This window comes from Pantoea sp. RSPAM1 (assembly GCF_038816185.1).
GTDB classification, from domain to species: domain Bacteria; phylum Pseudomonadota; class Gammaproteobacteria; order Enterobacterales; family Enterobacteriaceae; genus Pantoea; species Pantoea ananatis.
Window position 1 is genome coordinate 1789789 of record NZ_CP046137.1, and the last position, 16429, is coordinate 1806217.

Annotated in this window: 14 protein-coding genes; all 14 read left to right on the top strand. The window is 52.6% G+C overall.

Features of this window, described 5'->3' with window-relative positions; genetic code table 11:
* Positions 1 to 406: 406 nt before the first annotated feature.
* The 14 genes from GKC68_RS08870 to GKC68_RS08935 all read left to right on the top strand — a co-directional run bounded on the left by GKC68_RS08870 (position 407) and on the right by GKC68_RS08935 (position 16426).
* On the top strand, positions 407 to 868 hold the full coding sequence (locus tag GKC68_RS08870) for a fructose PTS transporter subunit IIA (protein ID WP_013026224.1): 462 nt from the start codon (positions 407 to 409) through the stop codon (positions 866 to 868).
* Positions 865 to 1188: a fructose PTS transporter subunit IIB gene (locus tag GKC68_RS08875; RefSeq protein WP_342656766.1), complete on the top strand. Its 324-nt coding sequence runs from the start codon at positions 865 to 867 to the stop codon at positions 1186 to 1188. The genes GKC68_RS08870 and GKC68_RS08875 overlap by 4 nt, the downstream gene beginning before the upstream one ends.
* Before the next feature lie 13 nt (positions 1189 to 1201).
* On the top strand, positions 1202 to 2305 hold the full coding sequence (locus GKC68_RS08880; RefSeq protein ID WP_058706887.1) for a PTS fructose transporter subunit IIC: 1104 nt from the start codon (positions 1202 to 1204) through the stop codon (positions 2303 to 2305).
* A 25-nt stretch (positions 2306 to 2330) separates the two neighbouring features.
* Entirely contained in the window at positions 2331 to 4964 is a 2634-nt protein-coding gene (gene mngB, locus GKC68_RS08885; protein WP_064366906.1) for a mannosylglycerate hydrolase, read from the top strand.
* Between the two features lie 2 nt (positions 4965 to 4966).
* Positions 4967 to 6874 carry a PTS sugar transporter subunit IIA gene (locus GKC68_RS08890; protein WP_342656767.1) on the top strand — a complete coding sequence of 636 codons (1908 nt, stop codon included), beginning with the start codon at positions 4967 to 4969 and terminating at the stop codon, positions 6872 to 6874.
* 42 nt (positions 6875 to 6916) lie between these two features.
* Positions 6917 to 8089, top strand: coding sequence for a carbohydrate porin (locus tag GKC68_RS08895; RefSeq protein ID WP_252294720.1), 1173 nt, complete (start codon positions 6917 to 6919; stop codon positions 8087 to 8089).
* A gap of 218 nt (positions 8090 to 8307) precedes the next feature.
* Positions 8308 to 8796 (top strand): Hsp20 family protein, encoded by a 489-nt coding sequence (locus tag GKC68_RS08900; RefSeq protein ID WP_252294722.1) that lies wholly within the window; start codon positions 8308 to 8310, stop codon positions 8794 to 8796.
* Between the two features lie 79 nt (positions 8797 to 8875).
* Positions 8876 to 9172, top strand: coding sequence for a hypothetical protein (locus GKC68_RS08905; protein WP_028722729.1), 297 nt, complete (start codon positions 8876 to 8878; stop codon positions 9170 to 9172).
* A 258-nt stretch (positions 9173 to 9430) separates the two neighbouring features.
* Entirely contained in the window at positions 9431 to 10231 is an 801-nt protein-coding gene (locus GKC68_RS08910; protein WP_064366910.1) for an ABC transporter ATP-binding protein, read from the top strand.
* 31 nt (positions 10232 to 10262) lie between these two features.
* Positions 10263 to 11195: an ABC transporter substrate-binding protein gene (locus GKC68_RS08915; RefSeq protein ID WP_173647310.1), complete on the top strand. Its 933-nt coding sequence runs from the start codon at positions 10263 to 10265 to the stop codon at positions 11193 to 11195.
* Positions 11192 to 12202, top strand: coding sequence for an iron ABC transporter permease (locus GKC68_RS08920; RefSeq protein WP_028722732.1), 1011 nt, complete (start codon positions 11192 to 11194; stop codon positions 12200 to 12202). Before GKC68_RS08915 ends, GKC68_RS08920 begins: the two co-directional genes overlap by 4 nt.
* A gap of 322 nt (positions 12203 to 12524) precedes the next feature.
* Positions 12525 to 14738, top strand: coding sequence for a type VI secretion system tip protein TssI/VgrG (tssI, locus tag GKC68_RS08925; RefSeq protein ID WP_110957221.1), 2214 nt, complete (start codon positions 12525 to 12527; stop codon positions 14736 to 14738).
* 12 nt (positions 14739 to 14750) lie between these two features.
* Positions 14751 to 16301 (top strand): hypothetical protein, encoded by a 1551-nt coding sequence (locus GKC68_RS08930; protein ID WP_110957220.1) that lies wholly within the window; start codon positions 14751 to 14753, stop codon positions 16299 to 16301.
* Complete coding sequence (locus GKC68_RS08935) at positions 16298 to 16426, top strand: hypothetical protein (RefSeq protein ID WP_110145474.1); 129 nt, start codon at positions 16298 to 16300, stop codon at positions 16424 to 16426. The genes GKC68_RS08930 and GKC68_RS08935 overlap by 4 nt, the downstream gene beginning before the upstream one ends.
* Positions 16427 to 16429: the final 3 nt, after the last annotated feature.

Sequence of the window (16429 nt, forward strand, 5' to 3'; positions counted from 1 at the left end):
GGTATTTAAGACTTCTTTATCTATATAGGGTTTCAATCAATCTTGATTGTAAGTACTACTTCAATTTTGTATTACCTTTCAGGGGGGCTACATAAGATTATTTAACATATAACAAAACACCATTCCCTCTTGCCATAATCACTCAGCTGAATTCTTTTATTCCCTCCAATCCCCTTTTCAAATATCCCTATTCTTTACCACCTTACAAACACCTCTAAAACCTCTCCTTATTCCTCCACGTGATCCATATCTCAAAGAAAGTTATTATTTAGACCTGCCTCCCATTTCTGGCCCGCTCTGCCGCAGACATCTTCCGCACCTTACCGGAAACCGCTTGTGTTTACATACCTTAGGTTTCCGTTAGGATTTTCATCAAGGTACGGAACAATCCGGCAAGAGGGAAAACATGCTTATTGATCGCGAAAGCATATTCTTAAATAAAGCATTTACCAGCAAAGACGAGGTCTTTGATTTTATTGCTTCGCACGCGGTTGCACAGGGATGGGCGCTGAGTGCAGATGACATTAAAACAGATCTCTGGCAGCGCGAGCATGAATATTCCACGGGTTTTGAAAGTCAAATCGCCATGCCTCATGCCAAAACGGACAACGTAATAAAAGCCGGCGTGATTTTTATTCGGCTGAATGACGCCATTGAATGGCAAAGTCTGGATGGCGAACCCATCAAAATAATCTTCGCGCTGTTGGTACCAAAATCTGGCGCCAGTCTTCTGCATTTAAAAATCATTAACGCGCTGGCAAGCCAGATTGTTGATGATGATTTCAGGCGAGCCTTATTTACGCTCGAAAACAGGGATGCCCTGTTCCAGTTTATGGTGCAACGAATCCAGTTTAAGGAGGAAGCATGAATATCGTAGGCGTCACGTCCTGTATTGCGGGCTTAGCCCATACGCCAATGGCAGCCAAATCGCTTGAGAAAGCGGGAAGAACGCTGGGCCATCAGGTGCATATCGAACAGCAAGGGGCGATGGGGATGATCGATAAATTAACCCCGCAACATATTGCTGAAGCGGACTTTGTGCTGATTGCCGCCGATCGCTCGATTGAAGAAGAAGAGCGCTTTGCCGGTAAGATTGTCATTAGGGTGAAAATCAGTCAGTGCGTCGGACATGCAGCCGAGGTCATTGCAAAATGCGTGGCGGCTGTCGAGGCGCGCCGTAACCCGTGATATTGGTGACACTATGAAAAAAACTATGGTCAATATCAAAAACCATTTAATGACAGGGATCTCTTTTGCGCTGCCCGTCATTATTGCCGGCTCGTTAGTCGTCGCCGTGGCGAAGATTATCGGCATCATGCTAGGTGAACCCAATCTGGACAGCTTTGCCCACAGTAGCGGGCTGGAAAAATGGCTGTATCTTGCCCAGGATATCGGCTTCAAAATCATTGGATTAATGAATTACGTATTAGGCGCTTACGTTGCCTATTCAATAGCCGGGAAAAAAGGGCTGGCGCCAGGTTTTGCGGCGGGTTTGATTGCCTCTGTCACCGGATCCGGTTTTTTGGGGGCCGTACTGGGCGGCTTGCTTGCAGGCTACTCTGCGGAATGGGTATCACGAAAAATCCGCATCACCGGTTCTGCCGCTTCGTCCGTGCCCCTCATCATCCTGCCGTTTATTACCGTTGGGCTGCAGGTTGTCGTGATGCTGTTGCTGCTGGGCGATGTCCTGCACTGGCTCAACAGTTCGCTGATGGCCTGGGTGCAGCGCATGACCGAAGACGGTACCAATACCGTTGTGCTGGCTGCGGTACTGGGCGGCATGATCTGTTTTGACCTTGGCGGGCCAGTTAATAAAGCGGCATGGGGCACGGGAAATGTGTTGTTTATGAGTGGCGTTTATTTACCAGCTATTTTGGTTAATGTTGCGATTATTATTCCGCCATTAGGCTATGCCGCTGCTCGCTTTATCCGGCCACATAACTTCAGTGAAACCCTAAAAGAAGCCGGTAATGGCTCGGTGATTATGGGCATTCTGGGAATATCCGAAGGGGCAATACCGTTTACGTTAAAAAATCCCGCGCGATTAATTCCGTTAAACATACTGGCGGGCGCGATGGGCTCAATGACGGTGGCGCTGTTTAAAGCCTATCCCATTATGCCGCCGTTGGGGGGCTTGTACGGTGGTTTCACCGTCGGGAATCCGTGGGCCTATTTTCTTGGCGCGCTGGTGGGCACCTTGGTGATCGCAATAGGCGCTAACATTTTAGTGAATTTTAATGAGACGGATGCGAACAGCGAGAGCATCAATACTTCCCCGGACGATATTGAAATTAAATTCGACTAAAGCGGTTTTTAGTAAGGTTAATAATATGAAAAAGCGGACAGTTCATCTCTATACGCACACGCACTGGGATCAGGAGTGGTATTTTACGTCTTCACGCTCGCGGATTTACCTTTACAACCATATTAAAAATCTTATTCAGGTACTGGAAACCCATCCTGAGTTTCCCTGTTATTTATTAGACGCACAAAGCTCCCTTATCGAAAGCTATCTTCAGTGGGCTCCTGAGGATCGCGCCAGACTCACGAAACTGATCGCCGATGAACGTTTGCTGACGGGGCCGTGGTTTACCCAAACGGATCAGTTGGTGATTCATCAGGAGTCTGTTGTCAGGAATTTGTTTTACGGTATGGAAGTGGCTCAACGCCATGGCAACGTAATGAAACTGGGCTATGTGCCGGACTGCTTTGGGCAGGGCGGCAATATGCCGCAACTCTATCGCCAGTTTGGCATCCATCACGCCTTATTCTGGCGCGGCATTGCTGACAACACGCTGCACGAAACAGAGTTCTTCTGGCAGGGCGATAACGGCGACCGGGTTTTTGCACTGCAGATGCCGTGGGGTTATCACTACGGCGGCTTGCTGGATGAAACGCCTGAAACCATGAAAGCCTTTCTTGATGAGAAGATGGCTGCTATAGAAGCGCGCAGTCATCGCCAGCACCTGCTGTTTCCTCATGGCTTCGACCAGGCTCCCGTGCGCCGCAACTTGCCAGAATTGGTCGGGCAGTTTAATGCCTGTGATGATAGCCGCCATTATCAAATCAGCAACCCGCTGACATTTATCAAGGCGCTGGAGCAGGAGGTGGGCACCGACGCGCGAACATTAGAAGGTGAACTCACCGAAGCCAAACATTCACGGGTACATAAAACAATCTTCTCCTGTCGTGCCGATCTGAAGCTACTCAACAATGAAATTGAATCGCTGCTGGTGAATACGCTTGAGCCTGTGCTGGCGATAAGTCAGAGCCTGGGCAATGCCTATCCCAAACATATTGTCGCAACGATATGGAAACTGATGTTTTACAACGCCGCCCATGACAGCATCGGCGGATGTAACAGCGACGAGACGAATCAGGATGTCTTGTCTCGTTATAAAGAAGCCAAAGGGCTGGCGCAGAATTTACTGGAGTTACATACCCGACTGATCACACAGCGCATTCCGCGCCAACATGATTTTACCTTCACCGCTTTTAATCCACTGCCGTGGAGTGTTGCTCCAGACATAACCTTTGAGGCCTGGCTGCCGGGGCTGCCGTTTACCTTGCGTGACGGCAACGGCAAAGCAATCCCCTGTGTTATCGAGTCTGAAGAAGATCTGACGCAATACGTACTTAATCAGACGATTCGCCTCGATCCGGGTAAAGCCTGGCATAAACCTGAAAAAGTCTGCCGTACGCGTCTGACCGTTAAAAGCCCGGTATTACCGGCACTGGGCTATGACCGCTGGTACATTGATTTCAGTGAGGATAACGCCGCAAGGCCAGCGCTGAGCCAGGAGACAACGGCTGAAAATGACGTTTACCATATTCAGGCGGAAGTCGATGGCCTGTTAACCATTACTGATAAACGGAGCGGTAAACGCTATCCGCGGCAAATGCTGTTTGTGGAAAACGGTGATGATGGGGATTCATACAATTATTCGCCGCCTCGGGCCGACTGGATGATTACGTCTGAGGGCGCCATGACGAGCGTTCAGAAACAAAAGAGTAGCGTCAGTCAAGGCCTGATACTTCACTACGCGCTCAAGGTCCCGGCTGATTTAGCCGAAAGGGCGGCAGGCACTGCCACGACAACCCTGAACCTCAAGGTAAACGTCGTTCTGCAGAATGACGATCTTATTCGTTTTAATGTGGAAGTGGATAACAACGTTCTGAGTCATCGTCTTTGCGTGCACTTTGCCACTGATATTGCGGCCCGCGTTTCCTGTGCCGATCAGCTGTTTGGCGCGGTCACCCGACCGGTTCAACTTGGCAAGGCGCTGCAGTGCTGGGAAGAAGAGCGCTGGCAGGAAAAACCGATCTCGATTGAACCGATGCAAAGCTACGTCAATCTCCACGATGAGCAGCACGGCTTTACGCTGCACACCAATGGTGTGCGTGAATACGAAATCGTCGGGGATGATTTCAATACGCTTTCGCTGACGCTGTTCCGCACATTTGGTTTTATGGGTAAAGAAAATCTGCTTTATCGGCCGGGCCGTGCGTCCGGTGAAAGTATCGTAGAAACGCCCGATGCCCAACTGTTGAAAACGTTGTCATTTGCTTTTGGCTGGCGAACTTACCGCGGCACATTCGATGAGGCCCAACATGCGCGCGTGTCGAAAACGTGGCTGACCGGGTTTCCCGTTTATCAGGACAGCGACTTCCTGAACGGACGACTGCGTTTTTGTCTGAATGACGAGGTGCGGGATTATCCCGAAACTTACAGCGCGCTCAACCTGCCAGCAACACACCGCGATGCTCTGGTCAGTGCGGTGAAATGTGCGGAAGACCACAGCGGAATCATCGTCAGATTTTATAATCCCCACCTGAAAACCGAAGTCGTGATTCCGCCTCTGCAGGACGCGCGCTGCGTAATGCTCGATGAGATGACGCCCATGCAGGCACGGCAGACGCTCAAGCCTGACGATGTGCAGACGGTGCTGATTAAACGGATATAACCATGAGACTGTTCACCAGCAAACGGGTCAGGGACATCTTCATGACACTCGCGCAGGGCGATATCACGCAGGCCGCCCTGGCAAAAGAGATGAAGGTGTCAACAAGAACCATTCGTACTGACCTCAAAGAAGTGGGTGACATCGTCAGCCAGTCTGGTAACCGTCTTATCTATTCGCGAAAAAACGGCTTCTCATTACAGATTAGCGAGCCTGAGGCTCTGCAGGTTTTACTGAATCAGTGCCAACGGCCATGGAATGAAACACGTTCAGGGGCACAACGTCGCGCTGCCATGCTGGAGGCACTGCTGTTTGATGAGCAGGGCGTGAGGCTTGCTGAGCGGGAAGCCGAATGGTTTATCAGTATCTACAGCTTAAGAAATGATATTACGTTACTGAAGCGTCACGTCTCTCTCTATCAATTGCGAATTGTGCCTGAGGGTGAAGACATCTTTACGCTTAAAGGCAGCGAAATTGCCTTTCGGCGTTGCATTTACGACCACCGACTGCGCCTGACTCAGGCCACTGACGAGGAGAGTTATGTCGGCCCGGTTACGGCATACCCGGACTGTAAAAACGCATTGAGCCAGTGCCTTGCAGAGAAAAGGATCGCGATAAGTGATGCAAATCTTCGCTTTTTAAGCCTGATCACAGGGATTGCGCAAGAGAGGATGGCGCGAGGCAAATGGCTACGGGATTTTGAATTTTGCGATGCGGAACCTGGCTGGAAAACGCTGGCTGAAGCTGTACTCCAGTCTTTATGCGTTAACCCGGCGATGCCGTTTTCGCAAAGTGAAATTGACTTCATGGCCATGAATCTTGTCGCCTTCTGTACCACAACCTCCAGCCACAATCTGGTCTCTGAACAATACGCTGTTGAACGCACGATAATGAATCACTTCCTGAGCTACGTGAGCACATCGTGGTTTATTGATGTGAATTATGAGGCGCTGTCCCAGGCGACGCTGCTAAGCCATATCAGAGCCATGCGTATTCGCGTCAACAACGCAATTACCATTGTTAATCCCTTACTGGAACAAATAAAACGCCACTATCCATTAATGTATGAATTAACGCTGAGTGCGTTCAGTGAACTGGATCAGTTCTTCAAGGCGACCGTCAGTGCCGATGAAATCGGTTATCTGGTTATGCATATTGGCGCCATTCTGGAAGACAGTATCAGCCATCAGAGTGGGCAGGGGATGCGGGCGCTGGTGGTTAGCGATCAGGGGATGGCCTCGACGCGAGTCGTCTGTCAAAAAATTCTTAGCATGTACCCGGGATTAGATATCGTCAGGCAGATCTCCGTTGAGCAATATAGTCTGCTGCCTGAGGTTGACGAAGATATTGTCATCAGCCTGGTCAATATTGTTGAGAAGAATAAACGTATTATTCTATTGCCCCCGTTTCCAGAGAGAGGGCAGCTCGAAAATATAAAATATTATTTGGTGTCTGAAACACAGCCTGTCAACGCGATGCTGGCGTATTTTTCTGCTGATAACTTTTTTGTATTACATGCGGGAGATTACACCCGGTCATCATTAATTGCTTTTCTTTGCGACAGGTTAACCGCGCAAGGGCGGGTTACCGATCATTTCTTATCGTCGGTATTAGATCGTGAAGCGCGGGCGTCAACGCTGCTGGATGATAAAATCGCCATCCCGCATCCGTTAGGGCCTGTTGCGGTTCGCACCGCAGTCTCTGTCGCCATCTTTCCCGAGGGCATTGAGTGGGATAGTGGTAAACAGGTAAAACTTGTTTTCATGTTGGCCATTAGTGAGGACCAGTTCATTGACAGTATGCTGATATATGATTTCCTCACCAATATTCTGGATGACGATATTATCGAAAAAATAAGTCAGTGTGAAAATTATAACGAATTTATTACAGCTTCAAAAAAGTACTTCCTTTAAGAAATTTATTCACTCAGGGTTATTTAGCATAAGGAGTTGGCTATGAAATACCGGCATTATGTCTGGGGCATGATTTTTATCTCTTCCGCTTCATTTGCCTCGATAACGTTTGATACAGAACAAGGCGCGCTTACACTCTATGGTGATGTTGAGTTCAATCTCGATGGCGCAAGCAGAACGGGCCAAATTACCTCATTAAAAACCCGTGCCGATAAAAACTGGAAGGCAGGAGAAGCGGAACGCTGGGACGTCAATGGCCGCATCTTAATCGGGTTGGACGGTTACCGAAGCATGGCGGATCAATCCTTCGCAGGCTTTACCGTGCAACCGCTGGCCGATCTCTCTGGCGGGCTTGAATTAGACGACGCGGCTTTCTTCTTTGGTCAGGAAAAAGACTGGAAAGTGCAAGTGGGCCGCTATGAAGCCTTCGATATGTTTCCGCTCAATCAGGACACGCTTATCGAATATTCCGGCAACACGGCCAACGATCTCTACGAAGATGGCTATGGCTATATTTATATGATGAAAGAGGCTCGCGGACGGGGATCGGCGGGGGCTATTCAGCTAAGTAAAACATGGCAACGTTTTTATTTTGAACTCAATGCCATGGCGAATGACGGCACGAAGTTGTTCCAGAATGGGGAATACCATGGGAATACACTGGAGCATAAAAAGAATGTTATTTATTTGCGCCCGGTTATCGCCTGGCGCCATAGCGACGTCACGGCGGCTGTCGGCATGGAAAGCAACGTGGTGAACAATGCCTATGGTTATACCGATAACCGGGGGCAGTTTAAGGATCAGTCTAAGCGCAATGGATATGGCGCCACGCTGAGCTGGGACGGGCAACGTGCGAATCCAGATTCAGGAGCGGTCATCAATCTCAGCACGGCCTATATGGATGCGACGGAAGAACAAAACTTCAGTGCTGGCCTGAATGGACTATGGCGCGACTTTCAGCTTGGCTATATCTACGCGCGCAACGATGTGAAAGCCTTTACGATGCAGTATATCAGCGGGGCCAGCCTGAGTGACTTTATCTTAGGCAAGTATGATCTCCATACCATCCACTCCTCATACCGTTTTCGCAATGTCATGAAGATGCAAAATTTCGATATTTACCTTGGCGCTTACTGGTCGCAGATTAATGCCGAACGGCACAGTGGCGATAACGAACGTTACGGGGCGCGGGTCCGGTTTAAATACCATTTCTGATAAACATCAAGCCGCTCCCGGTTGAGATAACATGGCATTTTTACAGGGCGCGGCGCGTCACTCAACATCGTCAAAAAGGTGGCCCGCCAGCTACCAAAAAATTTCATTTTCATCCCTTGAAATCATCCAAAAAGATCCTATAAATTTTTGTGAGCAACGGGGAGGGTCCCCACTCAGATGAGCTTTTGAATGAACGATTAATTCAGGAGGTTATCACCATGGCATTACGTCATTTTCCACTGTTTCCTTCTGTTGCAGATTCTGCATTCTCAGACCGGTTTAACCGTATCGATCGGCTTTTCAGCCAGTTGACCGGTGATGCGCCCGTATCGGTTTCACCCTCTTATGACCTCAGACAAACGGATAATGAGCACTATGAGCTCACCGTCAGTGTTCCCGGCTGGCAAGAACACGAGCTGGAGATCGAGGTGGCGGGCGGTCGCCTGACGGTGACCGGCCAGAAAGAGGAGGTTACGGATAATGAGGCGGACAAAGAAGGCCAGAACAGCGGCTGGCTGCATCGGGGCATCAGTCGTTCAGACTTCCGTCTTAGCTACAGCGTGCCTGAACATATGAAAGTCACCACCGCACGGCTGCAGGATGGACTGCTGCGGGTCGGTTTGCATCATGAGGTGCCAGAAAGCGAGAAACCTCGCCGCATTCCGATTGAACACCGCACCTCAGAGGCGATTGAACATCAGGCCTAATGGCAGTTTGACCCGACAGCGGGGAGCGTGAACAGCGCTCTCCGCACTCTGTTATCAAGCGAAGAATCAGGAGGCTGTTATGAGAGTCATCAGCGTGCCCGAAGATCGTAGCCTGTATCCTAAACTGGTTGGCGAGACCGTCATGGCTGCCAAACTGCAGCTGGGCAGGACCCGCCTGTCGGTGAATTACAATAAAGTGCCGGGCGGAATTCTGCCTGTGCTGGTGGTGGATTTTTACAACGAGAAGGGCAAGCTCTACACCCTGCGCTACAACCTGCCACCGGATACGCCAGAGCGTACCGATCGCCGGGTATCGTTGCTGATGCGATTGATTGAGAAAGAGGCCCGAGAGGAGAAGTTGGCTGAAGCAGTATGACCGCTCAGGACAGCGGTAAACGCGAGGAAGTCGTTATGTTAAATATATTGATGCTGCATAGCGCTCTGGGGGCAGGCATGTTAGCGATGACGGCCAGCCTGTTGCAAAACCGATTTAAATAGCCTGTTCTGTTATTCGTTATCCCTGTCTTTAATCTAAGTGCCGCGTCGTCGGCACTTTTTTTCATGTCACCTGGTCGCTTGTTATTTCACTCCGTCGTTGTTATGTTATAACGTAACATAAAATTGAGGTGATCTGATGCAGCCAGAAATACTACATGCCAGTGAATCAATATTGCGGGTGGGCATTGGGACGCTGTGCAAACCTGATGGCGGCTGCCTGCTCAATAACATCACTTTCGGCATCGGGACAGGGGAGCGCCTGGCAATTATCGGGCCGAACGGCAGCGGCAAAACCTCATTGCTGCGGGCGATCAGCCGTGAGCTGGCGGTGCAGAAGGATGAGATAACGCTAAACGGTCGCTGCCTCAAAACTTACACACGGCAGGAATTAGCCACATGTATCGCCGTCATGGCGCAACACGACGTGCCTGACCTGAGGCTGTCGGTTGAGGATTACGTTGCACTCGGTCGTCTTCCTCATGTGCGCGCCTGTCCAGATTCTGTCAATCAGCGCGTTGTCAGTGAGACGCTAGAGGAAACAGGGCTGGCGGCGTTTCGGCGACGTTCGTTAGAGGCGTTATCAGGCGGTGAACGACAAAGAGCGGCCCTGGCGCGCGTTCTGGCCCAAAAGCCACAGTTGATTCTGCTGGATGAACCGACCAATCACCTTGACCCCCTTGGACGACATGCGCTGCTGACCTTAATCAAAAACAAAGGCGTCACGGCCGTGGCAGTCTTGCACGATTTATCACTGGCAGATACGTTTGCCGACCGCGTGCTGGTTCTGTCACAGGGGGAGCAGGTAGTCTGTGATGCCCCCGCTCGCGCCCTGTCATCCCGCTATCTCCGGCCGGTATTCGGTTTAAACAGTTTTACCGTATCGCATCCCGCCAACGGGAGCCATTTACGCATTTTCGAGGTGCCAGACTGTGCCTGATTCGTTGTTAACGCTCTGCTGCGCGGCATGGCTGGCGAGCATTCCTGTTGGACAAACCCTCGCGGCCGATTTCCCTGTCACCATTGAGAGCTGTGGTCAGCCGGTTACCTTTAATGCACCGCCCGAGCGGGCGGTCATTAACGACCTCAACATGTCAGAAATGGCCTTTGCGCTGCATTTGCAGGATCGCATCGTCGGGCTGACGGGCATCAGTGGCTGGTACAAGATGACACCGGAATTTAAGCAGGCGATGGGGGCCATTCCTGAGCTGGCGCCTAAGTATCCCTCTCTGGAAACGCTGGTGGCGGTGAATCCTGACTTCTTTTTTGCCGGCTGGAATTATGGCATGAAGGTGGGCGGCGACGTGACACCAGCCTCGTTAAGTCGGTACGGCATCAAGACGCTGGTGCTGAGTGAAAGCTGCGTTTTTACCCAAAAAGACAAGCATAAAGCCAGCATGGATCTGCTTTATCACGATGAGCTGACGTTAGGTAAAATCTTTGGCAAACAGGCTGAGGCGCAGGCTTTAGTTAATCACTGGAAGCAGCGCCTGAGAATGATCCCTCAACGGCCCAGCGCGGTCCGACCGTTAAAGGTCTTTGTTTACGACTCCGGGGAAGATAAGCCGTTTACCAGCGGAAAATATGCCATGCCTACCGCCATCATCGAAGCCGCTGGCGGAACCAATGCGCTGGAGGGGCTGGATATCAGTTGGGGCACCACGTCATGGGAAAGTGTGGCGGCAACCGAACCTGATTTCATTATCTTGCTGGATTATCAAACCGGCGGCGGGGCGGATGCTCTTCGGCATTTCCTGGAAAGTCATCCGCTGATGAAACTCACGCCAGCCGTCAAGCATCATCGTTATCTGAAGCTGCAGTATGCTGAGCTGACGCCAGGCCCGGCTAATATTGCGGCGGTAGAGAAACTGGCGCGCGCCCTTTATTCAGGAAGCGCGCCGTGAATGCTGCATCTTACCGTTTTTTTTGCATCCTCTGCTGTTGCGTCCTTCTGCTGGCGGTGCTGATGTTAATCAGCGTTGCCAAAGGCACGGTCGCGTTATCCCTGACGCAGGTGTTGGGTGCACTGGAACTGATCTCCCTGCCTCAGTCAGAAATGATTAGCCGGATTGTGATCGATCTCCGCCTGCCGCGCACGTTGCTTGCAGCCCTGACCGGTGCCGGGCTGGCGATGGTGGGAGCGCTACTGCAAACCACCACCCGCAACGATCTGGCCGATCCTTTTCTTTTTGGTCTCTCTTCTGGTGCTTCGGCAGGTGCGGTGCTGGTCATCACCCGTTTTGGGAACGGGTTGGGTGAGCTGACCTTGCCGGTTGCCGCCTTTGCGGGCGGGCTCTGTTCTGCCGCTGCGGTCATGTTGCTTTTCTACTTCAAAAAACTGCGCAGCCCAGCGCACCTGATCATCTGTGGGCTGGCTGTGTCTTTTCTGTTTGGCGCGCTCACCAGCTATTTTATTTTCTCTGGCGATCAGCGAGCGGCCAGTTCGGTGATGTTCTGGTCGCTGGGTGGCCTGGGGCTGGCCAGCTGGCAAAATCTGCCTGTTGCGCTTGCCGGTGTTGTGCTGCTGAGTGGCTTTGCTCTGATGCGTCACCGCTCGCTGGACGGTCTGCTGGCGGGCGATCAAACGGCGCTGTCGCTGGGGATCAACGTCAGTCGTTTGCGGATTGAAGTCTTTCTTTGTTGCGCGCTGACGACCTCAATGCTGGTCGCGCTCACCGGGGTGATTGGTTTTGTCGGCCTGATGGTACCGCACCTGTGTCGACCGGTCACAGGGGTAAAGCACCGTCTGCTGTTGCCGCTGTGTGGCCTGGGCGGCGCGGTTTTGCTCTGTGGCGGAGATATCATCAGCCGAACGCTGCTGGCACCGCAGGAGCTGCCGATAGGGATTATTACGGCAGGCATCGGGGGCGTTTTTGTGATTCTGCTGCTGACCCGTGCATCGAACACCTAAAGCAAAACGAGGCCAGTTCAGCCCGGAACATACGGATGCTCACCGCCTGTCACTAAGTAGCAAAATTTCACTATTCCAGCCGACTACTGCGCGGCAGACGCCGGATTTTATCACGCGGCTGCGCGTAGATGTTGTCGTGAATCCCAGGAAATGCAAGGACCCTACGTTAAATGTAATAGCCTCTCACAGTTCTTAGCATTTAAGTAACATATTGGACATTGTCTTATTTACTTTAACTGTTCATCAGGCTATCACTAGGCGACAACGATAAACGCACCAACGAAGCCCGGAGCGGCTTTCGTCTGACGTCAGGGTCCGGTTTATGCTTAATCGTATTACTGTTCAGTTACCCGTTGAAGGCCTCTTGTTTTGGAAGCTCTCAGGACGCGAAGCCCTGTCCGAATCTTTTACGCTGAATTTGCAGGTATTGGGCACGGATGCGCGCATTGAACGGAGCGCGCTGCTCGGCAAATCCGCCACAATTCTTATTCCCACCCAGACCCTGACCAGTCAACGCTTTCTCAACGGCAAGATCACCCGGGTTGCGGTCAGCGCAGTGGAATTATCGGGCACGCGCTACGCGGTTTATCAGCTCACCCTTGAGCCCGACCTGTGGCCGATGAAACGTGACCGAAACCTACGTATTTTTCAGGAACAAACCGTTCCACAAATCGTACAAACGTTGCTCGGCGAGTATCAGGTTAATATGGAAAATAACCTGTCGGGCAGTTACCGCACCTGGGATTACTGCGTTCAGTATCAGGAAAGCAGTTTTGATTTCATCAGCCGCCTGATGGAGCTGGAAGGCATCGCCTGGCACGTTCGCCACGAGGCTGGCAAGCACACCATCGTGCTCACCGATGCTGTTGCACAATACAAGCCCTTTAGCGGCTACGAATTTATTCCCTACCATCAAACGCCCTCAGGCGGCACGACCAGCGAAGAGGGCATCAGCCAGTGGGCACTGACGGACAGCGTGACGCCGGGGTTATACAGCCTGGACGACTACGATTTCCGCAAACCCAACGCCTGGCTTTTTCAGGCGCGACAGAACCCGCAGTCTCCTTCTCCCGGCACCATCGACGTTTATGACTGGCCGGGGCGATTTGTCGAGCACGGCCACGGTGAGTTTTACGCCCGTGTCCGTCAGGAGCGCTGGCAGGTGGAGCATCAGCAAACGCAGGGCACAGCCACCGCCATGGGCATTGTGCCGGGCTGCACCTTTCAACTCACCCAGGCCGCCTTCTTCAGCGACGCCGGAGAGTACCTGGTTACCAGTGCCGAGTACGAATTCGAAGAGAATCGTTACGCCAGCGGCCCCGACAGCGCCACTGTCCATCGCACCACTTTCTCAGTGATTCCTGCGAGTGTGGTATTTCGCCCAGAGCAGAAAACCCCGTGGCCGCGCACCGGCGGGCCCCAGACGGCGAAGGTGGTCGGGCCGAAGGGCGAAAGCATCTGGACCGACCGCTACGGTCGGGTGAAAGTGAAGTTTCACTGGGATCGGCTGGCAAAAGGGGACGATACCAGCTCCTGCTGGGTGCGCGTCTCAAGCGCCTGGGCTGGCCAGGGGTTCGGTGGCGTTCAGATTCCGCGCGTGGGCGACGAGGTGGTGGTCGACTTTATCAATGGTGACCCCGACCGTCCGATTATCACCGGGCGCGTCTATAACGAAGCCAGTATGCCGCCGTGGGCGTTACCGGCCGCGGCAACGCAAATGGGCTTTATGAGCCGTTCCAAAGACGGATCGCCGGATAACGCCAATGCGCTACGTTTTGAGGATAAGCCAGGTCAGGAGCAGCTCTGGCTGCATGCCGAACGCAACATGGACACCGAAGTAGAAAACGACGAAACCCATGATGTTGGCAGCAACCGGACTAAAACCGTCGGCAAAGACGAAATCAGCCATATCAAACAGAACCGCACCCGGACGGTAGATGGCAACGAGACGGTGACTGTCGGCCAGGATCGCAGTAAAACGATCAACGGCAATGAAACCACGACGATCCAGCAAAATCGCACAGAAACGGTAAAGGGCAACGAAACCCTGAGCGTGGATCAAAATCGCAATGAAACCATTACCGGCAATCATACGACGACGGTGAAAAGTAACAATACCGGCACGGTAGAAGGCAAACAAACGCTGACGGTGATTCAGGACCGGATGCGCACGGTTCAGGGCAATGAAAAGGTCAGCGTGCAGCAAAACCGGTCAGTGCAGGTGACGGGCAATCAGAATCTTGACGTGACGGGCAATCGTCACGTCTCCGTGAACAGCAATGAGGTTTGCACGATTACGCAAAAGCAAGACGTGACGATCGGTGCCGGACGAACGCTCAGTATTACCGGGGGGGACACGCGTTTTACCCAAGGAAGTGTGGCGGACAGCGCCACCGATACGTTTCACATCAACGTCGGTGAGAGCGGCATTTTAATCAGTAATGGCAGCGTGCAAATCACTGCTGGTGGATCGACCATTACCATTAATGCCGCTGGTGTGATGGTAAATGGAAAGAAAATTGAGCTGAATGCCTGACAGGGATGAGAGATGAGCGCCGCAAAGAACCCCACTGAACGCGTGATGAGTGAGTTGGAGCTGAGCTGGCTCTCGGCCAGTGAGAACCGCGACGCGCGTCTGTTTATCTGGCGCGTACCGGCCTCGGGCGAGTCACTGCTTGACGCCTTTCTTGCTCTGCAACAGCATCCCGAAGGACGCTCGCTGCCTGACCTGTTTCTGGGCCTGACGACGACCTTTGAAACAGGCTACGGCTACAGCGATGCGCTGGCACGCGAGTTTATTGAACATTACGAAGCCACGCCCGACGTCGCCGACTGGAACAGCGAATTGCTGCAACCCTGTTATTCTGCTGCACAGTTACGCCTGTTGCTGCAGGATTTCGCCCGCCATTTTCCTGACGACTTACGTTATCTGATGCTGGTGCTCAAGCCCTCAGCGGTCAGCGACGATCGTGCCCTGATGCGCTGGCTTGAAAACTGGCTACAGGACGTTGAGCCAGCACCGCGTTTACTGCTGATCGACACCATCGAGCAGCCGATCTGGCAGCCGCTGTACGCGGCCTATTCTGAATGCGTGCAGCTGATTGTCGATGAGGTTGACGGCATGAAGGTGATGCATCAGACAGCACAGCAGCAAAGCGATACCGATTCCGATCGTTTGCTTCTGCGTCGTTATCTGGCCGATGCCATGCTGCTGCTGGAGAGAGGCAGTGCTGCTCAGGTCGCTTCCCGGGGGGAACGGGCGCTGGCCGTGGCACAGCGGCGCGGCTGGCACGATCAGCAGGCGATGCTGCACAACCTGATTGCAGGCGGCTGGCTCAAAGGAAAAGACACGGGCAAAGCCGTCGGGCACTACCGTGAGGCGCAAAACGTGTCCAGCGCCATCGACGATCCCGGCGTAAAAGGCCAGCTTCGAACCCAAAGTACGTTTGGCGAAGCCGGTGCATGGTTTGCCAGTAAAGCCTATTTACAGGCCGCAAAAGCCTATCGTCAGGCCGCGCTGGAAGCCCAGACGATCCCGCATCCGGTTTTTACCCTTGAAGGCTGGCGCATGTCGGGGTTTTGTCTGTGGCTGTCGGGTCACCATTCCGCCGCTATGGAAGCATACGGCAAGGCGGTACAGGCGGCAGACAGTATTCCGTTGGTTGAACGCGGGGCAACCACGCTCCCGCTGGTCTTTCAGGATTTATTGCGCATGCACGATAAGCGCCGGGCTGAGGCAATCGAAGCCTGCGCGACGCGCTGGCAGAAAGATAAACAGCGGCTTATTCAGCAGGCAGAACAGGGGCTACCGCCGCTTCCTGGCACTGAGGCGGTAAGAAAAACGGAAAGCCGTTTGCAACTGCAGCTCGAGGCCAGCTTTCTATTGATTCGCGAGGAGAGAGAAACGCTGATCCGCAACGCCGACGACAGTTTTCGTCGCGTGATCCGGCTGGCACGGGAGCAATTGCATCCGCAGTGGAACGGTTTGCCGGATATCGCCCATCCTTTTGATGCACCTCCAGGTGAATGGCAAAGCCTGCCTGCGTGGGGAGATGCACATCCATCATCACCTGAAAATGCAGGGAGCAACCCACTATGAAAAACCGCATCATTTTTATCGTCGTCGTCACCATACTCGCACTGCTGTTCCTGAGCCTTTCCGACAGCGGTCTGGCGACCGAAGTCAGAACCTTTCTACGCGCGCTGCTGCGTGCCATCTTCTGAGGC